A 20,081-nucleotide genomic window follows, 5' to 3' on the forward strand; every position below is an offset into this window, starting at 1 on the left:
GTCACTGCGCCGACTTCAGCTTGTCGAGGTCGGCCTTGAGCTCCTTGTCCTGCCCGGCGTTGAGCGGGATGAACTTGGCGTCCTTGGCGATCTCGGTGTGGTTCTCGACGTAGTACTCGACGAACGCCTCGACCTCGGGCCGCTGAAGCGCCTTGCCGTTGGGGTAGATGAACAGGGGCCGCGAGAGCGGGGTGTACGTGCCGTTCTGGGCGGTCTCGACACTGGGGGCGACGCAGCCCTTGCCGCCGTCGATCTTCAGGGCCTTGAGCTTGTCCTGGTTCTCCTCGTAGTAGGAGAAGCCGAAGTAACCGAGGCCGCCCTTCGAGCCGGCGACGCCCTGCACGGTGACGTTGTCGTCCTCGGTGGGGCTGTAGTCGGTACGGGAGGCGTCTTCCTCACCGTTGATCGCGTCGGTGAAGTAGTCGAAGGTGCCCGAATCGGTGCCCGCGCCGAACAGCTTCAGCGGCACGTTCGGGTACGTGGGGTCGACCTGGTTCCAGTTGTCGACCTTCGAACCCGGCTCCCAGATCCTCTTCAGCTGCTCCACGGTCAGACAGTCGACCCAGTCGGCGTCCTTGTTCACCACGACGGTCAGCGCGTCATTGGCGACGGTGAACTCCTCGTAGGTGATGCCCTTCTTGTCGCAGGCCGCCTTCTCGTCGTCCTTGATCGGACGGGAGGCATCCGAGATGTCGGTCTCGCCCGCGCAGAACTTCTCGAAGCCGCCTCCGGTACCGGAGGTGCCCACGGTCACCTGGACCTTGGGAGCCTCCTCGGCGAAGAACTCCGCCGCCGCCGTGCTCAACGGCGCGACGGTGCTGGAGCCGTCCACCTTCACCTTGCCCGACAGTTCCCGGCTGTCTCCAGAGGCGCCGGCGTCCCCGCCCCCGCAAGCGCTCAGAGTGAGAGCCGCGGCGAAGGTCAGCGCCGCCGCCCCGACGATCCTTCTCGAACCACTGGTCGCGTTCACTTTTCTCGATCCTCGATGTCGGGCCGGTGTCGTAGGCCGGCAGCCGAGCGTGTCCTGCGGAGCAGGGGTGCGATCGGGCCAGACAGTGCGGGGAGGAGTTGTCGGCCGACTGTTCAGCTGCCCACCGACTCCGCCGCAGCAGCCGCGCCGCAGCTTGCTGCATCGTCAAGCGTCTGTCTCTTTTCCCTGGCGATCCAGTCGAACCATCACAGGGGGTACCCTCCGGCCGAATGATCGACGCAGGTTCCTGGCGGACACCACTCCCGCATGCCCCCGCTCACCCCGCTGTGCGCTCCGCCCTGACCTGCGCCTATCGATCCGGCAACACCTGCGTGCCCCTAGGCGCCCAGTCGGTCGCTGAACGGCTGGATGGGTGACGTTGCGCGCGAAGCATCTCCCCGGCGCGGCACGCTCACGGGCGACGATGTTCCGGTGCTCGGCACGCGTCGGCCGCGCCCGGTGGCACCACTTCGAAAGCAGGCTCTCCCCGGCAGGCCGTATCCGCTGCGCGGCGATGTCCTCGACGGCCGGATCACCGCCATGCGGTGTGACGCCCCGTACCCGCTCGGCGGCCGGAGGCGCTGCTCAGGACGAGCGCGGACCCGGGCCGCCCGCCCGCTGGGCGCCCTCGGCCATCCCCAGCGGCCTCACCCCTTCGCGCCCCGGGGAGCGGAGACCTGCGGGCCGATCACCAACGACGCACGACCTCGCCGCCGCACCGCACCGGGGCGAGGTCACGACGAACGCCCCGGCCCGCCCCCACTGGCGGCCCGGGCGTTCGTCGTCACACCAGGACGTCAGCGGGCGAGCGCAGCATGCTCTGCGGCGAGTCCAGGCCGTCGTGGTCGACCGCGTCGCAGACCCAGGTGCCGCGCTTCTCGCGTCGCAGCAGACCGGCGCCCGTCACGATCTTCAGGTGATGGCTGACCGTGGGCTGTCGCAGCCCGAGGCACTCGGTCAGATCGCAGACACAAGCCTCCTCGTTCGGCGCCGTCCGGATCAGCGGCAGCAGCTGCAGCCGGGTCGGGTCCGCCATGGCTTTGAGTACCTGCGCGATCCGCTCGGCCTCGTCCCCGGTCCATCAGCGAGCAGGCCAGCGCCGGCACACGGCCGACGGGGGACTCCCCGGCCGCTTCCGGTGCGGATGCAGTGATGCTCATCTGTGCAGCAGGCGAACGTCACGAGGGCGGAATGTCGAACGTGTACACCTGTGCACGCCTGTTCATATCGCATTCACTCTCTTCCGCATGCTCGTCACGGACGCTTCCAGGATATAGACAGACACCTATAACTCCTGGTGCAGGGCCATCGAGTCCGACGATCATGCCGTCGGACCGACGGCCTGATCGAACTGATCGAACTGAACGAGACGGTCGAGTGACGGGCAAGCCGGCTTCGACCGGACCGCGGCCGACAGGCGGCAGGAGGACACCCGGCCTAGCCTGGATCCAGTCGCCGGCACACTGGGGGTGCGTCATGGGGCGAAGCCACCACTTCCACCTCGATCAGGGAAGTCACTCGATCACCGTCAACGTGGGGCGGGGCAGGAGCGGCGAGATCGAACTTCTGGTCAACGGCAAGGTGATCTCCTACGAGGGCAGCCACGAATCCGGCACGACCGTACTGGCCGGCGTACTGCCTGAGGATCCTCCCCGCCCGTTCCTGGTCCGCGTACGCCAGCCGCACTTCGCCCCGCTCCGTCTCAGGTGCACTCTCGAACTGGACGGCGTGGAACAGCAGATGCCGGAACGGCTCCTGGTCTGAGGCGGCGACTGAGCGAGGCGTGGGACGACCAGGCCGTCGGCCGAACCGGCCGGGATCGCTGCAGCGGGTCCGGACAGCTGCGGACGTCCAGGACGGGTGCGTGCATCCGTGTCACTCGGCGATGTAGGTGCGGTAGGTCCAGCGGTAGACCGGCATTGTTTCACCGTGCAGGGTGCGGTACTCGTGCGTGAACTCAAAGTGCTCGTAGGCGTTGTGGCGCAGTATCTTGACCGGCTCTCCGCACCCTCCGGGTGGCAGCACCCAGACTTGAGGAAGGTCGTCCGGGCCTCCTTGAAGCAGCACTAGATTGGATTCGTGCATGGCGCTCATGCCTCCAGCAGCCTGGGATGAGTCGGAGCGGGCCGGCGTTGAAGCGGCGAGCCGGGCGGACGAGCCGTCAGCGTGGCCCGCCTGTGCGCCTATCCATCGCCACGGTCCCGGAGCGTGAGGCCCATGTGGTCGGCGAGACCCGTGGCGAGGGCGGCCAGCGTCGGGTGCTGATAGACGAAGTTGGCGGCGATCTTGATGCCGAGGCTCGTTTCCAGGCGGGTTCGCAGTTCCAGGGACAGCAGCGAGTCGAATCCGAGGGACGTCAGCGGGGTCTGCGGGTCGAGGGTGGTGTTCCCCAGCCTGAGGACCGCGCGGATGTGGTCGGCGATGTAGGCCTCGAGAGCGGTGCGTCGTGCGAGACCTGCCGGCAGGGAGCTCAGCTCGGTCCGAATGCCGACGCTGCCGGCCCGTTCCGTGGTTTCGGGGCTTTCGGACCCCTCGTCGGCGAGGAGGCCGAACAGGGACGAATGTCGTACCGCCGGAAGGATCCAGGTGTCCGGCTGCCCAGGGATCACGCCGGTGCGTGTGCGCCGGTGTACGAGCAGCGCGTTCAGCGCCTGGAGCCCCTTCTTCGTGGGGATGGTCTGGTAGCCGCGTTCGGCGAAGTCGACGGCGGCTCCTGTCTCACCCCATGCGCCCCAGTTCACGGCGAGAGTCGGCAGGCCGCGGCCCGTCCGCCAGGTGGCGAATCCGTCGAGCCAGGAGTTGGCGGCGGCGTAGGCGCCTTGGCCGGGATTGCCCAGCAAGGAGGCCATGGACGAGAACACGACGAACCAGTCGGGGGCGTGAGCGGCGGTGGCTTCGTGCAACTGCCACGCACCGGTTGCCTTGGGATGCCACACCCGTAGGAGCTGGTCGTCGGAAATGTTGGCGACCGCAGCGTCGTCGAGGACCATGGCGGCATGGACGAGGCCGCGCAGGGACAGGCCGTCCGCGGTGGCGGCGTTCACGAGGCGTTCGGCGGTGCCCGGCTCGGCGATGTCGCCGAGAGCGACCGTGACGCGGGTCCCGCGGGCGCGCAGCTCTTCCAGGGTCTGTTCGGTGGACGGCGAGCCGGGCGAGCGGCCGTTGAGGACGAGGTGGCCGACTCCCTGTTCGGCGAGCCAGCGGGCTGTCGCGAGGCCGACACCCCGCAGGCCACCGGTGACGATGTAGGCGCCGTCGGGGCGGACGGCCGATGGTCCCTCGGGGATCACAGCGGTGGTGTACCCCTGGTCGGGAACGGTCAGGACCAGCTTGCCGATGTGGCTCGCGCCCGCCATGAAGCGGAATGCCTCCGTGGCCTCGGCCAGGGGGAAGCTTCGGTGGGGCAGAGGCTTCAGCCGTCCCGAGGCTATCTCGATGAGCACCTCGCGGAGCATGGCAGTGAACACCTCTGGTCGCGTCTGCTGGACCTCGATGAGGTCGACGGTGCTGAGGGTGATGTTGTGCCGGAACGGCGACAGCCCGACGGGCGTGTCGGAGAGGATGTCGCGCACGCCGAGTTCGATGAAGCGGCCGAAGGGGCGCAGACTTTCGAGCCCGGAGCGTATCGCCGCGCCGGACAGGGAGTTGAGGACGACATCGACGCCCTCGCCCCCGGTGGCGGCGCGTGTCTCCTCGGCGAAGTTCAAGGACCGGGAATCCATGACGTGCTCGATTCCCATCCCGCGCAGATAGCCGCGCTTCTCCGCACTACCGGCTGTGGCCAGCACCTCGGCCCCCAGCATCCGGGCGACGCCGATGGCGGCAAGGCCGGTCCCCCCGGTCGCGGAGTGGATCAGGATGCGTTCACCGGCGGAGAGCCGCGCGACGTGGCGCAGGGCGTACCACGCGGTGACGTACGCCGCGGGGAGCCCTGCCGCTGCGACGGGATCGATTCCGGCCGGCACGGGAGCGACAGCATGGACGGGCACGGTGACGAACGAACCGAAGGCCCCGCCCCGCAGGTCGACGGCAAGCACCGGATCGCCCACGCCGACGGCCTCGACCTCCGGCCCCACCGCGGTGACCGTCCCCGCGCACTCGAAGCCGATGCGGTACCTCGCGTCCTCGTCGGCGGGGAGAAGGCCCATGGCCGTGAGCACGTCACGGAAGTTCACCGCCGCGGCACGGACACGGAGTTCGACTTCCCCCGGCCCTGGGGCGGGCCTGTCGGTGACGGCGAGTTCCAGGGCACCGAGGTCGCCGAAGCGGCCGACTCGGAGCCGGAAGCGGTCCGTACTGTAGTGCACGGTGCGTGTGGCCGCCGTGGTGCGCTCGGTCTCCGTCAACGGGGCGTAGTCCAGCCGGGCGAGGTGGCGGGTGCCGCCGCGCAGGGCGACCTCGTCCTCGGGACCCGCGTTCAGCAGTTCGTCCGCCGTGTCGTGCAGCGCGGCATCGGCAGGGTCGGCGTCCAGATGGGTGGCGCGGAGTTCCGGGTGCTCGTAGGCGAGGACGCGCACCACTCCGCGCAGGGCGCTCTGGCCGGGGTCGGCCGGCTCTCCCGGTTCGACGCTCTGGGCGCCACGGGTGACCACGAACAGGCGAGGAGGTTCGAGGCAGCCGGAGACGGCCGCTTGGGCGGTGTCGAGCAGCCGGCGAGTGCGTCGCAGTGCGTCCGCTGCCGGATCGCCGCCCTCGCTCGATGGCGCGCACAGCATGACCACCGCGTCCGGGGGCGCGGGGTGATCGGTCCAGCGGTCGACGAGTGCGTCCTTGAGCAGCCCGAGCGGGTGGTCGCCGACCGGGGTGTCGAGCAGGTCCACGGTCGCCCCTGCCGCGTGCAGCATGGCGGCCAGCGCCTGAGCGGAACCGTCCGCCTCACCGATGACGAGCCACCTCCCCCGCGGGCTCGTCGCTTTCGTCTCCGGGCGCGCAGCACGTTGCCATCGGGACTCGAGGAACCAGCTGTCGACACCGGCGGCACCGGACGCGCCATGACGTACCAACTGCAGGCCGTCGATACTGAGCAGGGGCTTGCCCACCCCGTCCAGCAGACGGACGTGTCCGGTGACGCCGTCGGCCTCCTCCTGAACAATGCGGGCGTGACAGTACACGGCTGTCGTCAGGTCGCCGAGGATACGTACTGCCTTGACCCCGACGGGGAGGACCAGGCCCCGGCCGGGTTCCCGGATCAGCCCCGCCACCAGCGCCTGTGCGCAGCAATCGACAAGGACCGGGTGGATACGCAGGCCGTGCGGCGCCGGTGTCGCCGCTGCCGGTAACTCGACGCGGGCCCATGTGCTCTCGCCGTCGCGTGAGATCCGCAGGTTCGTGATCCCGGTGAAGGCCGGGCCGTGTTCGATGCCTCGGGCGCGCATGCCCGCATAGAGCGAGGCCGGGTCGAGGGCGACCGGGTGCTGTGCGGGCAGAGCCGTCAGCTTCGTCGTCGGCGGCAGCGGCGGTACGCCGGCGTGGTGGAGCCCGGCGGTCGCCTGTCGTACCCAGCTTCCGTCGTCACCGCGACCGAAGATCTCGCACTCGGCGCGGTCCGCAGCGGTCACGGTCACGCTGGTGACCAGCTCGGTGTGCGCGGACAGCTGCAGCAACTCCAGGAACCGGACGTCGGTGACCTCGATCTCCTGCGCAGGCGCGCCGAACACCTCGCAGCCCGCTGTCAGGGCGATGGCGCAATAGCCCGCGCCGGGAAATACGGGATCCGCGTGCACCCGGTGGTCGGCCAGCCAAGGAACCGCCGCGGTCCCCGCGTCTCCCCGCCAGTAGTGGCGGACTTGTTCACCGGGGACCTCGGCGTGTGCGCCGGGCAGGCCGCCGGCCATTCCCGCGGAAGTGCCCGGGAACAGGGCGACATCCGCCCAGTGACGTTGCCGGTCGAAGGTGAGGGAGGGTACGTCGCAGAGCTCCGCGTGCGCGTAGAGCTTCGACCAGTCGACATGGACTCCCGCGCAGTGCAGCGCCGCCAACTGGGTCCGGAACGTACCCAGTTCCTCCTCGTCGCGGCGCAGTGTCGGCAGGACGACCGGGTTCTCGATGAGACGGGGCAGGCTGTCGGTGACGGAGCGGGTGACGACCGGGTGGGGAGAGACCTCGACGTACACCTGGTGCCGGTCCGCTGCAGCCGCGGCGATCGCGGAGGCGAACCTGACGGGACTGCGAAGGTTCGCGCACCAGTAGGCGGCGTCGAAGTCGGGAGTCCGGCGTGGGTCGCTCAGAACAGTCGAGTAGAAGGGGACCCGGGGCTGCTCGGGTGCCAAGTCCGCCAGGGCCGTGCGGAGATCGGGGAGCAGCGGATCCACCTGGGGTGAGTGCGAGGCGACGTCCACGGCGATGAGGTGTGCGGGGATGGCCCGCGATTCCCAGGCGGCGACCAGCCGTTCCACCTCTCGGGTGTCACCGGCGACGACCGTTGAGCCGGGAGCGGCGAGGACGGCGACCGAGACCGCGGCGGTCGCGTGAGCGGTGTCGAGTTCCTCTTCCACCGCGGCCCGGTCCAGGCTCACGGTCGCCATGGCACCGGCTCCCGCGATCCGGGTCAGGAGCGAGGACCGGCGGCAGATGACCCTGACGCCGTCGGCGAGCGTCAGCGCTCCGGCCACGACAGCGGCCGCGACCTCGCCCATGGAGTGCCCTACGACGGCGGCCGGTTCGACCCCATGCGCCCGCCAGAGAGCGGCGAGCGCGATCTGTGAGGCGAACAGCAGAGGCTGCACCCGCGAGCATTCGGTCACCGGCGCTCCCCCGGACACGATGTCGAGGACGGAGAACCCGGCCTCGGCCCCGATCAGCGCGTCGGCTTCGGTCAGCGCCGCGGCGAAGGCCGGCTCCCGTTCCAGCAGAGTGCGTCCCATGCCCGGCCACTGCGAGCCCTGCCCGGAGAACACCCATACCGGGCGCCGGGACACTCCCGCGGCCACCGCGCCGGACACCACGCCCGGGTGGGCCTGTCCGGCCGCGAAGGACCTCAGGGCGCGGACCAGGTCGTGGTGGGAGCCGGCCACCGCACCGAGGCGGCCGCGGCCCGCCGAACGCCTCAGCGCGAGTGTGTGGGCGACATCGCGCAGCGGCACGCTCGATCCATCGCCCTCCAGCCAGTCGGCGAGCCGCTGCGCCGCCGATGGGAGCACCGCGCCGGACCCCGCGGGCAAGAGAAGGACCTCTGGCGTCGTGGCCTGCGGCCCGCGTGGGACAGGCGGGCGGGCGCGGGAGGCGGCCGGTGCCTGTTCGAGTACGACGTGGGCATTGGTACCCGAATATCCGAAGGACGAGACCGCCGCGAGCCGGGTGCCCGACCGGGTGGGCCACTCGGTCATCCGGGTGGGTACGAAGAAGCGTGTTCCTTCCGGCGCGATGGCCGGGTTCCACTGTGTGAAGTGCAGATTGGGCGGGACGAGTCCGTGCTGAAGGCACAGTACGGCCTTGATCAGGCCGCTGATTCCGGACGCGGGTTCGAGATGTCCCAGGTTCGTCTTGACCGACCCGAGCGCGCACCGGTCCCGGCCCGTGCCGTAGACCTGCGCCAGGCTCGAGAACTCGGTCGGGTCCCCGATCGGCGTGCCCGTGCCGTGCGTCTCGATCATTCCCACGTCCCGGGGGTCGGTCCCGGCACGTTCCAGTGCCTCCCGGAACAGGGCCTGCTGGGCGGCCGCCGAGGGGGCGGCCAGCCCGTCGGACCGGCCGTCCTGATTCACGGCCGAGCCACGTATCACGGCGAGCACACGGTCACCGTCCCGCAGGGCGTCGGCCAGGCGTTTGAGTGCGACGACACCGCACCCCTCACCGCGCACGAAGCCGTCCGCGGCGGCGTCGAAGGTGTGGCAGCGTCCCGTAGGCGACAGCATTCCCATCCGCGCGAAGGACCTCATTGTCCTGGCTCCGAGGATGAGCGTGACCCCGCCGGCCAGAGCGAGGTCGCACTCGCGGGACTCAAGTGCCCGGCATGCCAGGTGGAGGGCCACAAGCGATGAGGAGCACGCCGTGTCCAGCGCGACACAAGGGCCGTGCAGTCCCAGGAGATAGGAGATCCGCCCTGCGGCGACACAGTGACCGTTCGTCAGGAGCGAGCCCTCCAGCTCCAGTGGCTGCCCGGCGAGACCCTCGTAGAAGTCGTTGTAACTGATGCCCAGATACATCCCTGTCGGGCTCCCCGCCAACCGGTCGGGCGGCAGCCCCGCGTGTTCCAGTGCCTCCCAGGCCACCTCCAGCAGCAGCCGGTGCTGCGGATCGAGCACATCCGCCTCGCGACCGGAGACCCCGAAGAAGTCCGCGTCGAAGCCGGACACGTCCCGCAGATAGCCGCCCTGCCGAGCCATCGGATTCCCGTTGCCGGACCCGGCGCTGCCCTGACGACCGCCTGATGCCGCAGGCCCGGCACGACCGGCGGGAGGATCCCCCACGGCGTCCCGGCCCTCGGCCAGCAGTCGCCACAGTGCGGCGGGCGAATCGACGTCGCCGGGAAGCCGGCACCCCAGACCGACCACGGCGATGCCTGTGGGCTCTGCACCGGCCGAGTGCTCACGCTGGATCATGGGAAACCTCCCCCTCCCGTCGGTCCGACGGGTCCGGATCGAAACGCGCTGTGGAATGGTCGTGCACCGCTCGGGTTCTCAGCGCCGATCCGCAGCGTCCGGACTTCCCAGCAGAACCACGCTCTTCACGCCGCCGATCTGGTACGTGAAATTCAGCGCATGCTGGAAGTCGAGCGAACGGGTGCGCACGCCGGGGACCGGATCGAATACGAGGCCGTCGGCCGGCTGCTCACAATTCGCCGTAGGACATACCTCTCCCCGTTCCATCATGAGAAGGGTCAGCGCCACCCCGAGGCATCCCGCCGGGGCTCCGTTGTGGCCGAAACAGCCCTCCTGGGACGTCATGAGAAGACCGGCAGCGGCCGGGCCGTAGAGGTGCCTGACCGCATTGACCTCAAAGGCGGTGACGACGGCGTCGCCGTCGCTGCCACCGTGAATGTAGGGCACCTGCTCGATCGACCACCGGTTGCCGAGGCATGCCTGGACGGCGGCCACGAGCCCCATTCCGCTCTCATCGCTCGCCAGTGGGTTGGCGAGCCCGTCGCGGGTCGTGGCCTGTGCGAGAATCCGGCCGTATGTGTGAGCGCCACGCCGATGCGCGTGGTCCCGGCTTTCCAGGATCAATGTCACGGAGCCTTCGCCGTAGTTCACACAGTCCGCCCGCCGGTCGTAGGGCCGCATAAGGCGGTCGAACGACGGCAGGAGCGCGGGTTTGCCGGCCGATCGGATGGACAAGTCCGCCTCTTGAGCGACACGTAAGAGACGCTGCGCGTTCCGCACCAGACCGACGTTGAAAACGTCGACACCGGTCACCACTGCAATGTCCACGACGCCATCGGCAATCATGCGGCGGGCATTCCCGAGCTGGACCGCGGACGACGCACAACCGCAGGACACCGTGTAGCACGGACCGGTGGAACGGGTCACCGCTCCCTGCACCAGGGCGACGTCGGAGGGCGAAACAGCCAGTTCGGCGCCGATGAAGAGTTCCATCGCCTCCAAGGCGGTGATCGTTTCAGGGTCGGCCCGCAGGACCGCCTGGTAGCTGCCGACCTGGGCATCGACCCCGCCCCGCCCGGCCAGAATCGCCGCGGCCGCCAGGTCCCCCGCGTACGGGTTCAACTCGGCATCCACGCACGCCTCTGCCAATGAGACGAGCCCGAACCGATGCGCGGTGGTGAAGTGCCGGGCGAAAACCCCCGGAAATTCGGGCAGATGTTCCTCGAACATGCTGTCCGAAAGGTGTACCGGGCCATGATAGACGCCGTCCCGCAAGAGACATGAACGTCCGTGCGAAGCGATGTCCCAGACTTCCTCCGCGGTGAAAACTGGCCGGCCTTCACCGGGCAGGCAGAACCCCATCCCGGTAACGACGACATCCCGCGCGCCCGCTCCCGCACTTGCTCGGGTCGCCTTTGCTCGACCGCTCATGTCATACCTCCAGACGCCGCACGGCGTGGCGAAGCACCACACCACTGCCAGGGACTGGGTCGTCAGGACCCGGAATGCCGGACGCACCGGTGAGCGGTCCGGCTCACAAGCGAGACCTGCTCGAACACAACTGGCGCCATTTCACGACGCGTTGACGCCCCGGCGTACCTGCCGGCCGCCAACAACCCGAACAAACCGACTACAGGTTCATTCTTTTGGGGCTGTCCTTACCTTAGGGCGTGACGGGCAGTTACCGGTCGGAACGGGCAACGGCGCTCGAAGCAGTAATAACGGCAAACGTGCGCCTGAACTCCACCGGCGTATTCTGCTTTCTCGAACTCCGGTTTCGACGGCCGAGAAAGTCGGAGTTTCTCAGCCATTTGGCCTGAACGCAAGCGCCGGCCATACGAGCACGAGCAGAAAGCGGGTGCGTGTCGCAGAAGTAAGGGCGCTCAGCGTCCGGCTGACGAGCAGTTGGGCTCGTCGCGAGCCACTGTCGAACTCGAAAGGCAAGCGCAGCAGGCCTTCGCAAATCCGGTCGCCGCGCCGAGACGCGATCGGCCGGGACTCCGCAGCGGGTTGACACCACGGCTGCACGCCCTCGTCGACAGCCATGGGCGCCTCCTGGTGCACCACCAGGCGGGCCGGGTGCGGGCAGGTCCAGCCCGGCCTCGGGTCGGCCCGGCGCACTTGCGACCAGAAGCTGCGGGGCACCCGGGTCGGGGCGCAGTGCCACCTTGCCGACGGCCCTCACCACACACGGAGATCACTCGATCTACCGGCGGACGGATCCATGCACCTCGTGCGCGGAGCAGCGCAGGGCTTGCGGCGGGCGTGCCCGCCCACCCCTCTCGGCGCTGAGCGAAGGGCCAGTCACGGACAGCACCCCCTCTTCCCGGTCGTTTCGCTGCCACCCCGCGGAACGCCGCCACGTCACACCTCGCCCTCACAGAGGTGGGAGAACAGTCTTCACGTACGCGGGGCCGGCCGCGGCGCAGGTGCACAGCGAGGCGCTGCACCACGAGACAGAGCCGCTGATGACACGCAAGATCGAGGACCGAGCCCCACACCCACCCCGGCAGGGCGACCGGCACCCCTCTACCGCCACCCAGCCACCGCCCCTGAACGCCCGGATCGGGCGCCGGCGTGTGATCCCCCGCATAGGACCCACGCCACATCCTAAGAGTGGTAGTAGCGCGGTCACCCTTACCTCCCTACAGATACAACCCACACGCTGTCATTTCGGACATTTCTCTTAAGTTGGGTAGTACATGGGACCTTTGCGCCGCTCCGCCGGCGCCGTTAACCATGGCTGACGTTCCGGGGAGCCACGCACCGGACCGGGCGAGCCCGCCCACACCGCTCCGGCCCACGACGCGAAGCCCCGCTCCGCTCCCGGCCGACCGCAACCGGCCTCCCCACGCTGTCCCACATTGGAGAATCACGTCCTTATGACCGCCCGCACTCAGACCGTCACCAGCCGTATCGCCCGACTCCGCCGTCTCTCTGCCACAGGCATTGCCACGGCCGGTGCCGCGGCAATCGCTCTCACGCTGGCCCCCTCCCCCGCCCAGGCCGCCACACCGGCCGCGGCGAGCACTGCGGCCGTCGACGCCCCCGTGGCCAAGAAGGCCAAGAAGAAGTCCTACCCCGACAACCTTGACGGCTGGATCAAGGAGTCGCTGGACATCATGAAGAAGCACGACATCCCCGGCACCTACGAGGGCCTGCACCGCAACATCATGCGCGAGTCGAGCGGCAACCCCAAGGCTCAGAACAACTGGGACATCAACGCCCAGAACGGCACCCCCTCCAAGGGCCTGCTCCAGGTCATTCAGCCGACCTTCAACGCGTACCACGTCCCCGGCACCCCGCACGACCTGACGGACCCGGTCGCCAACATCACCGCGGCCGCCAACTACGCCGCCGACAGGTACGGCTCCATCGACAACGTCGACTCCGCCTACTGAGCGACACGCGCACAACGAAGTGCCGGGGCTCGTGAGACCGAGGCAGGATGGAAGTGAACGTGGCGGCCGTCGGTGGCCGACGGCGCCAGTGCCCCTCTCCGCCACAGCCGCAGGAGGCACGTATGCTGCGCACCCCCTTCTGTGATCTGCTCGGCGTCGAGCTTCCCGTGATCTGTGCCCCCCTCGGCCCCTGGGACGAGGTCCGGCTGGCGGCGGCCGTGTGTGAGGCCGGCGGCCTGGGAAGTCTCGGTACGGCGGTGCGCGCCGTGCCCGACCTCCAGCGGCAGTGGTCCCAACTGCGCCGGCTGACCGACCGCCCCTTCGCGATCAACCACACGACGCGGCCGTTCACCGAGGACACCTTCCAGGCCACGATCGAAGAACGGCCCGCGGTCATCTCCTTCCATCTCGCCGTTGCCCCCGATCTGATCGCCAGGGCGCATGACGCGGGCATTCTGTGGATTCAGCAGGTGATGGACTCCCGCCAGGCCGTCGAGGCCCTCGATGCGGGCGCCGACGTCCTCGTCGCACAGGGCGGGGAGGCCGGAGGCCACGGTGGTGACGTCAGCACTCTGGTGCTCGTACCGCAGGTAGTCGACCTGGCCGGCGACACTCCGGTGATCGCCGCCGGCGGAATCGCCGACGGGCGCGGCCTCGCAGCGGCACTCATGCTGGGCGCCCAGGGTGTGTCCATGGGGACCCGCTTCCTCGCCTCGGCGGAGATGAACGTGTCCGACGCATGGAAGCAGCGCATCGTCGCAGCCGACGCCGTCGACGCGGTGAAGGCGGCAAACAGCGACCGGATCCTGCCGCCGTACACCCGACCAGGCAGTTACGGAGTGCCCCGAACACTGCGGACTCCGCTCGTGGACACGCTGCGCGAACGCCCCGAGGACATCGACCCGGACGAGGTCGTCCCCCACCTGATGGAGGCCGTCCGCAAGGGCCGAGGCGACGAGTACCTGCCTTTCACCGGGCAGTCGGCAGCACTCGTACACGAGATCCTGCCGGCCGGCGAGATCATCCGCGCGGTCGTCCGCGAAGCGGAGATGCTCCTGACCGGCGCGGACGGGCTCACAGCATCCTCCGAGTCGGGCTGACCGGCACGCCGGACGGTCGGCACTCGCGGTTGGCCCACACACGCCCCGTACCTCCGCGCAATCTGGCCCTGCACGCCCTCCCGTCCAGATGGCTGAACCGTCTCCGCAGCGCCGCCCTCACGCTTGCGCTCGGCCCGGCGCCCGCTGCAGGACCGGGGCCTCGGCAAGCGGCCAGGAGCTCGGGGGCTGCCGGGCGCCGCGGCCGGCGGCCTGAACCCGCTGCATTGCCTCAGCTCACGGTGACACGCAGCTCGTAGGACTTACCGGTGCTGATCGCTGCGGCCTGTTCGGCCAGGTCGGCCGCGGTGAAGCCGAGCAGGGCGCGGTCGGCTGCGGCACGCAGCAGCGGAAGAATGTCTGCGGCGGGGCGCCCCCGGTGTGAGGCGGCAAGCTCGTTGAACGCCTTCTGATAGGAGGCACCGTACGTGCTGGTGCTGTCGGCCAGGAGCCTGTCGAGGGCCTGGCTGCTGATGCTGATCTGTCCCACGGCCTGCTCCTTGCCACCTGGGGTCCGGCCGGTCCGGCCCTGCACCACCGACGCTACGAGCAGGCACTGACAATGAGACCGATGGCGGCGCCGCCACGGGGTCCGGCCCCCGGCGCCGCTGCCCCCGGCCGTCTGCGCGGGGCGCCACTCCCCTTGCCCGGAAGGCTGCCGGAGCCACGGGCCGACGATTGAGTCCGGGCACCGACGGTTACCCATGTACAGCAAAGCGCAAGCGGGGCACACGGCAGCGGGATGTTCGGAGAGTGGGGCATGCTCCTTCGGAAGCAGCGGGCGCGATGGAAGGCCAGGACCGAGAACGCGGCCAGTAGCGGGTTCACGGCCGTGGACGGTCGGCTCCCGGCCTCGGAGGCGGCCAGGCAGTTGCTCCGCAAGGCGTTTCCGGACCACTGGTCCTTCCTGCTCGGTGAAGTGGCCCTTTACTCCTTCCTGGTGCTTCTCCTGACCGGCGTGTATCTCACCCTGTTCTTCGATCCAAGCATGGTGGAGAGCGTCTACACGGGTCCCTACACACCGCTGCAGGGGCAGCGCATGACGCAGGCGTACGCCTCGACCCTCAACATCAGCTTCTCAGTGCGTGGCGGCCTGCTGATCCGTCAGATCCATCACTGGGCCGCACTGGTGTTTGTCGCCGCGCTCGCCGTCCACATGCTGCGCATCTTCTTCACCGGCGCCTTCCGCAAGCCACGGGAAGCCAACTGGATCGTGGGGGTGACGCTGTTTGTCCTTGCGCTCCTCGAAGGCTTCGCCGGCTACTCCCTGCCCGACGACCTGCTGTCCGGAACGGGACTCAGGACGGCGGCCACCATCGTGGGATCCATTCCGCTCATCGGGACGAATCTGGAACTGGCCGTCTTCGGTGGACAGTTCCCCGGCAACATCATCCTCCCCCGTCTGTACGCCGTCCACATCCTGCTCGTCCCCGGACTGCTCCTGGCCCTCATCGGGGTTCACCTCATGCTGGTCGTCTATCTCAAGCACACCCAGTGGGCCGGTCCGGGCAAGACCAACAGAAACGTGGTCGGCCCTCCGATGTTTCCTCACTTCACCGCGAAGTCGACCGGCTTCTTCCTGATGGTCTTCGGCGTGCTGACCCTTCTGGGCGCACTCGCCCAGATCAACCCCGTATGGAGTTACGGCCCCTACCGCGCCGACCAGGTCTCCGGTGATGCGCAGCCGGACTGGTACGTCGGGTTCCTGGAAGGTGCGATGCGGCTGATGCCGCCGTGGGAGACCAACATCGCGGGCCACACCATCATGTGGAATGTCTTCATTCCGGCGGTGGCGCTGCCGGGCGTCGTGTTCACGGCACTGTTCCTCTATCCCTTCTTCGAGAAGTGGGTCACGGGCGACCGCAAGGAGCACCATCTCTGCGACCGGCCGCGCAACCGCCCGACCCGCACGGGGCTCGGTGTGGCGGCCATCGTGTTCTACGCCGTGCTCCTGCTCGCCGGCGGCAACGACGTGGTCGCCTTCTCCTTCCGGGTATCGGTCGAAGCCCTGACCTGGATCCTCAGGGTGGCGCTGGTCGTCGCTCCGCCACTGGCCTTCGCGGTGACCAAACGTCTCTGCCTCGCCTTGCAGATGCGGGACTTCAGGCGGCTGTCCGACGGCGAGGAAACCGGGCAGGTGACCCAGTCGGTCTACGGCGAACTCTCCGAAGGCCGTCGCGACCTGGATCCGGCGGCGCGTTACCACCTCCTCATGCGTGAGGTCCCGGAGCCCCTCGAGCTCCCCGAGGCGGGCCCGCTGCCGCGCCGGCGGCGGCTGCGCATCGTTCTCAGCGGTTGGTACTACGGCGACCGCGTGGACCTGCCTGCCACGCAGGAGCAACTGGCCAGGATCACGGAGCGGACGCAGCCTCCGGAGCGGATCGGCGACCGCCAGGACTGAGGCGCTCGGAGCACGAGACAGTCCGTCATCGCTCCGGCTCGGCGTACTGGAAGACGAATCCGAACACACCAGCCACCAGCGGACCCATGCCGAGCAGGAAGAGCCACAGCCCGTACACCACACCGAGAGCGAGCACGGCCACACCTGCGGCGGTCAGCACGGGCCAGACACTCTGCGGGGGGAAGAACGCCACCGGACCGGCCCGCTCGCGTACGACGCCTTCTCTGCGGTCCTCGGGGCGGAGCCCCTTCCTGCGGTAGTTCATGGCGAAGAAGAACGAGACGAGCAAGGCCATGAGGAACGCGACGGTGAGCGCCGCGGTGCCTGCCGGATCCCGGGACCACACGGCATAGAGCACGTCGGTCACGAGAAAGAACGCCGCGACCCCTGCGAAGACGATGGCCTCGGTCTTCATGCATCCCACCCCCGCAGCGTGTCCGGAGTGGGTGTGGACTCACCGCGGTCGAGGCCCGGTCTGGCCGCCTCGGGATGGTTCATGTCGAATGCCGGCGAGTCGGACCGTACGCGGGGCAGCGCCCGGAAGTTGTGCCTCGGTGGCGGGCAGGACGTCGCCCACTCCAGTGACCGGCCGAATCCCCAGGGGTCGTCCATCTCGACCATCGGCGCGTGGCGACGAGTGCGCCAGACGTTGTACAGGAACGGCAGGGTCGACAGGCCCAGCAGAAACGAGCCGATGGAGGAGATCGAGTTGAGAAGGGTGAATCCGTCCGCGGCGAGGTAGTCGGCGTAGCGCCGTGGCATTCCGCTCTCCCCCAGCCAGTGCTGGACCAGGAAGGTCGTCTGGAAGCCGATGAACAAGGTCCAGAAGTGGATGCGCCCGATACGTTCGTCGAGCATGCGTCCGGTCCATTTGGGCCACCAGAAGTAGAACCCGCCGAACATCGCGAAGACCACCGTTCCGAACAGGACGTAATGGAGGTGGGCGACGATGAAGTACGAGTCGGTGAGATGGAAGTCCAACGGAGGCGAGGCGATCAGCACTCCGCTGAGGCCGCCGAGAAGAAACGTGACGAGGAAGCCCAGCGACCACAGCATGGGCGTCTCGAACGAGACGCTGCCGTTCCACATGGTGCCGATCCAGTTGAAGAACTTGACGCCGGTGGGCACAGCGATGATGAACGACATGACGGAGAAGAACGGCAGAAGGACGGCACCCGTCGCAAACATGTGATGGGCCCAGACGACTGCCGAGAGCATGGTGATCGCGATGGTGGCGCCGACCATGCCGACGTACCCGAAGAGCGGCTTGCGGCTGAACACCGGAATGATCTCACTCACCACACCGAAGAACGGCAGCGCGACGATATAGACCTCCGGATGCCCGAAGAACCAGAACAGGTGCTGCCACAGCAGCGCGCCGCCGTTGGCGGAGTCGTAGATGTGCGCCCCGAACTTCCGGTCGGCCTCGAGGGCGAGCAGCGCCGCGGCGAGCACCGGGAATGCCAGCAGCGCGAGGATCGATGTGAAGAGCACGTTCCAGGTGAAGATCGGCATCCGGAACATCGTCATGCCCGGAGCCCGCAGACACACGATGGTGGCGACGAAGTTGACGGCCCCAAGAGTCGTGCTGACCCCGGAGAGAACCAGTCCCATGGTCCACAGATCACCGCCCGCGCCCGGGGAGAAGACCGCGCTGTTCAGCGGGGCGTAGGCGAACCAGCCGAACGATGCGGCGCCGCCCGGGACGACGAACCCGGACACCACGATCAGTCCGCCGAAGAGAAAGAGCCAGTAGGTGAGGGCGTTCAGACGGGGGAAAGCCACATCGGGCGCGCCGATCTGCAGCGGCATGACGGCGTTCGCGAACCCGGCGAACATCGGCGTGGCGAACAGCAGCATCATGACCGTGCCGTGCACGGTGAACAGTTGGTTGTACTGTTCGGCGCTGACGATCTGCAGGTCGGGCCGGACGAGCTCCGCGCGCATGAGCATGGCCAGCAGACCGGCGAACAAGAAGAATCCGAACGCGGTGACCATGTAGAGGTTACCGATGACCTTGTGGTCCGTGGTCGTCAGCCAGCCCATGAGTCTCACGCCGGCACTGATGCGCTTGGTGGTGGCTGCTCCGGCCGACGTGTCTTCCCGCTGATCCTGCGACATCGGCTCCCCGTCCGCCTTACCCTCCGGCTCCTGGCATTCATGGTGGAGCCCCCCCAGCGGACGGGACGTGCGACTGGCGGACGAAGCCCCGGATTTCATCAGTTCACCGCTGCTCCACGAGCAGTCGGCCGGCCAGTGCGTCGCAGCCGGCTGCGGATGGCCCCGGAACTGCGGTCCCCGTCGCCGATGACGTGGGACCGCCTGGCCCGGGTCCGGCCCAGGCCGATGCGGGACACCCGTAGCGCGTCCGTCGCGGCGGCGAACCGAGCGCAGTCGAGACGGATCCCCTCGGTACCGTATTCCGCACACCCGTCTGTGCCCGTCAGCCGAGCATCAGCCTGCCCCGCGAGGCCCACAAGCCCGCTCGCAGGCGTCAACGCCCCCCGGCGTGCTCACCCCCGAAAACCCGGAGCTCCCCGAGGGTTTGCCGAGCGTGCCTCTGGTCGGTCGGCTACGCTTCGTAACCGGCAACCGGCTCAACGGGGTGCAGATCGTATTGCAGGCCTGGCTCAGTGCCGGGCAACTCGGCTGATTCGAGCGCTACGAACGTCACCGCCGTACCCCATGCTGAAAGGGTGCCGTTCCGGGCTAAGCCGCTGGCGACGGGAGGCAACAAGTGTTCGGTTTGGTGCAGGCGCCCGACCGCAACGGCAAGCTGGCCTATGAGGAATGGGGAGACCCCAAGGGGTACCCGGTCTTCCTTCTGCATGGCACGCCCGGCAGCCGGTTGGGCCCCAAACCCCGGACATTCGACCTGCATAAGCTCGGCATCCGGCTCATCGCCTACGACCGTCCCGGGTACGGCGACTCGGATCGTCACCCAGGCCGAAGAGTCTCCCATGGCGCGAAGGACGTCCTCGCGATCGCCGACGCACTGGAGCTGAAGCAGTACTCCGTGGTCGGCCGCTCCGGCGGCGGCCCGCACGCGTTGGCCTGCGCGGCAATCAACCCCGACCGCGTGGCGAGCGCCGCCGCCGTCGTCTCCGTCGCGCCTCCGGATGCCGAGGGCCTCGAGTGGATGGCCGGGATGGCTGAGTCCAATGTCATGACGTACAGCCTGATGGCCCGACACTCCCCGGATCTCGCCCAAGTCGGCGCGCTGCTCGCCCGCAACGCCGACGCCATCCGAAGAAACCCCTCCTCCCTCCTCAACTCCCTCAACGAGGAGATGCCCGATGTCGACCGGCTCGTCGTCGAGGACGCTGGGATCCGCGACCTGCTGCAGATCAACTATCTGTCCGCGGTCGGCAGATACACCGGGTCACCGAGCGAAGGTGACCACCCGCCCCAGCCCACCGGCTGGGTGGACGATCTCGTGTCCTTCCGCGAGCCATGGGGCTTCAGGCCGGAGGACACCGAGGGCGTGCCGGTCCTGCTCTGGCACGGCGAACAAGATGTCTTCGCCCCCGTAAGCCATTTCCAGTGGCTGGCTGAGCACATCCCCGGCGCTTCAGCGGTCCTGCAGCCTTCCGCAGCCCACTTCGCCGCTCTGCCGGCTCTGCCGCGGATCCTGGCCTGGGTCCGCGACAAAGCCCTCTGACAGATACTCAG

The 20,081-nt window shown here is 68.7% G+C and carries 14 protein-coding genes; 5 read left to right on the top strand and 9 right to left on the bottom strand.

Annotated elements, in window-relative coordinates:
• Position 1: 1 nt before the first annotated feature.
• Both ACFYWI_RS08965 and ACFYWI_RS08970 read right to left on the bottom strand, forming a co-directional pair.
• Complete coding sequence (locus tag ACFYWI_RS08965; protein ID WP_389227495.1) at positions 2 to 970, bottom strand: PstS family phosphate ABC transporter substrate-binding protein; 969 nt, start codon at positions 968 to 970, stop codon at positions 2 to 4.
• A 784-nt stretch (positions 971 to 1,754) separates the two neighbouring features.
• The gene (locus ACFYWI_RS08970) at positions 1,755 to 2,006 is read right to left on the bottom strand and encodes an ArsR/SmtB family transcription factor (RefSeq protein ID WP_389227498.1); all 252 of its coding nucleotides are present in this window, start codon (positions 2,004 to 2,006) and stop codon (positions 1,755 to 1,757) included.
• A gap of 440 nt (positions 2,007 to 2,446) precedes the next feature.
• Here ACFYWI_RS08970 and ACFYWI_RS08975 point away from each other — a divergent pair, with 440 nt between their 5' ends.
• Complete coding sequence (locus ACFYWI_RS08975; protein ID WP_389227501.1) at positions 2,447 to 2,734, top strand: hypothetical protein; 288 nt, start codon at positions 2,447 to 2,449, stop codon at positions 2,732 to 2,734.
• 111 nt (positions 2,735 to 2,845) lie between these two features.
• Here ACFYWI_RS08975 and ACFYWI_RS08980 read toward each other — a convergent pair whose 3' ends face one another.
• The 4 genes from ACFYWI_RS08980 to ACFYWI_RS08995 all read right to left on the bottom strand — a co-directional run bounded on the left by ACFYWI_RS08980 (position 2,846) and on the right by ACFYWI_RS08995 (position 11,556).
• The gene (locus ACFYWI_RS08980) at positions 2,846 to 3,055 is read right to left on the bottom strand and encodes a DUF5988 family protein (RefSeq protein WP_389227504.1); all 210 of its coding nucleotides are present in this window, start codon (positions 3,053 to 3,055) and stop codon (positions 2,846 to 2,848) included.
• Positions 3,056 to 3,153: 98 nt separating this feature from the next.
• Positions 3,154 to 9,510: an SDR family NAD(P)-dependent oxidoreductase gene (locus tag ACFYWI_RS08985; RefSeq protein WP_389227507.1), complete on the bottom strand. Its 6,357-nt coding sequence runs from the start codon at positions 9,508 to 9,510 to the stop codon at positions 3,154 to 3,156.
• 78 nt (positions 9,511 to 9,588) lie between these two features.
• Entirely contained in the window at positions 9,589 to 10,941 is a 1,353-nt protein-coding gene (locus tag ACFYWI_RS08990) for a beta-ketoacyl synthase N-terminal-like domain-containing protein (protein WP_389227510.1), read from the bottom strand.
• A gap of 372 nt (positions 10,942 to 11,313) precedes the next feature.
• A complete protein-coding gene (locus ACFYWI_RS08995) occupies positions 11,314 to 11,556 on the bottom strand; it encodes a hypothetical protein (protein ID WP_389227513.1) in 243 nt (80 codons plus the stop codon).
• A gap of 836 nt (positions 11,557 to 12,392) precedes the next feature.
• Between ACFYWI_RS08995 and ACFYWI_RS09000 the strand changes: the two genes are divergently transcribed.
• The gene (locus ACFYWI_RS09000) at positions 12,393 to 12,911 is read left to right on the top strand and encodes a transglycosylase SLT domain-containing protein (RefSeq protein WP_389227516.1); all 519 of its coding nucleotides are present in this window, start codon (positions 12,393 to 12,395) and stop codon (positions 12,909 to 12,911) included.
• 122 nt (positions 12,912 to 13,033) lie between these two features.
• Positions 13,034 to 14,011, top strand: a complete 978-nt coding sequence (locus ACFYWI_RS09005) for an NAD(P)H-dependent flavin oxidoreductase (protein ID WP_389227519.1) — start codon at positions 13,034 to 13,036, stop codon at positions 14,009 to 14,011.
• A gap of 229 nt (positions 14,012 to 14,240) precedes the next feature.
• Here the strand turns inward: ACFYWI_RS09005 and ACFYWI_RS09010 are convergent, their stop codons facing one another.
• A complete protein-coding gene (locus ACFYWI_RS09010) occupies positions 14,241 to 14,498 on the bottom strand; it encodes a hypothetical protein (RefSeq protein ID WP_389227522.1) in 258 nt (85 codons plus the stop codon).
• A 270-nt stretch (positions 14,499 to 14,768) separates the two neighbouring features.
• Between ACFYWI_RS09010 and ACFYWI_RS09015 the strand changes: the two genes are divergently transcribed.
• Entirely contained in the window at positions 14,769 to 16,409 is a 1,641-nt protein-coding gene (locus ACFYWI_RS09015; RefSeq protein ID WP_389227525.1) for a cytochrome bc complex cytochrome b subunit, read from the top strand.
• Positions 16,410 to 16,434: 25 nt separating this feature from the next.
• On the opposite strand, the gene ACFYWI_RS09020 is transcribed toward ACFYWI_RS09015, so the two are convergent.
• Together ACFYWI_RS09020 and ctaD are read right to left on the bottom strand one after the other, a co-directional pair.
• On the bottom strand, positions 16,435 to 16,824 hold the full coding sequence (locus tag ACFYWI_RS09020; protein WP_389227528.1) for a cytochrome c oxidase subunit 4: 390 nt from the start codon (positions 16,822 to 16,824) through the stop codon (positions 16,435 to 16,437).
• A complete protein-coding gene (ctaD, locus tag ACFYWI_RS09025; RefSeq protein ID WP_389228311.1) occupies positions 16,821 to 18,455 on the bottom strand; it encodes a cytochrome c oxidase subunit I in 1,635 nt (544 codons plus the stop codon). Before ctaD ends, ACFYWI_RS09020 begins: the two co-directional genes overlap by 4 nt.
• A gap of 691 nt (positions 18,456 to 19,146) precedes the next feature.
• Here ctaD and ACFYWI_RS09030 point away from each other — a divergent pair.
• Positions 19,147 to 20,070: an alpha/beta fold hydrolase gene (locus ACFYWI_RS09030; protein ID WP_389227531.1), complete on the top strand. Its 924-nt coding sequence runs from the start codon at positions 19,147 to 19,149 to the stop codon at positions 20,068 to 20,070.
• Positions 20,071 to 20,081 lie beyond the last annotated feature (11 nt).

It is taken from the genome of Streptomyces sp. NPDC002889 (assembly GCF_042888425.1).
In the GTDB taxonomy this organism is placed as follows: Bacteria; Actinomycetota; Actinomycetes; order Streptomycetales; family Streptomycetaceae; genus Streptomyces.

Coding starts and splice junctions, on each gene's coding strand:
- ACFYWI_RS08970 (WP_389227498.1), bottom strand. CDS start 2,006: ATGGCGGACCCGACCCGGCTGCAGCTGCTGCCGCTGATCCGGACGGCG.
- ACFYWI_RS08975 (WP_389227501.1), top strand. CDS start 2,447: ATGGGGCGAAGCCACCACTTCCACCTCGATCAGGGAAGTCACTCGATC.
- ACFYWI_RS08980 (WP_389227504.1), bottom strand. CDS start 3,055: ATGCACGAATCCAATCTAGTGCTGCTTCAAGGAGGCCCGGACGACCTT.
- ACFYWI_RS08985 (WP_389227507.1), bottom strand. CDS start 9,510: ATGATCCAGCGTGAGCACTCGGCCGGTGCAGAGCCCACAGGCATCGCC.
- ACFYWI_RS08990 (WP_389227510.1), bottom strand. CDS start 10,941: ATGAGCGGTCGAGCAAAGGCGACCCGAGCAAGTGCGGGAGCGGGCGCG.
- ACFYWI_RS08995 (WP_389227513.1), bottom strand. CDS start 11,556: ATGGCTGTCGACGAGGGCGTGCAGCCGTGGTGTCAACCCGCTGCGGAG.
- ACFYWI_RS09000 (WP_389227516.1), top strand. CDS start 12,393: ATGACCGCCCGCACTCAGACCGTCACCAGCCGTATCGCCCGACTCCGC.
- ACFYWI_RS09005 (WP_389227519.1), top strand. CDS start 13,034: ATGCTGCGCACCCCCTTCTGTGATCTGCTCGGCGTCGAGCTTCCCGTG.
- ACFYWI_RS09015 (WP_389227525.1), top strand. CDS start 14,769: ATGCTCCTTCGGAAGCAGCGGGCGCGATGGAAGGCCAGGACCGAGAAC.
- ACFYWI_RS09020 (WP_389227528.1), bottom strand. CDS start 16,824: ATGAAGACCGAGGCCATCGTCTTCGCAGGGGTCGCGGCGTTCTTTCTC.
- ctaD (WP_389228311.1), bottom strand. CDS start 18,455: ATGGGCTGGCTGACGACCACGGACCACAAGGTCATCGGTAACCTCTAC.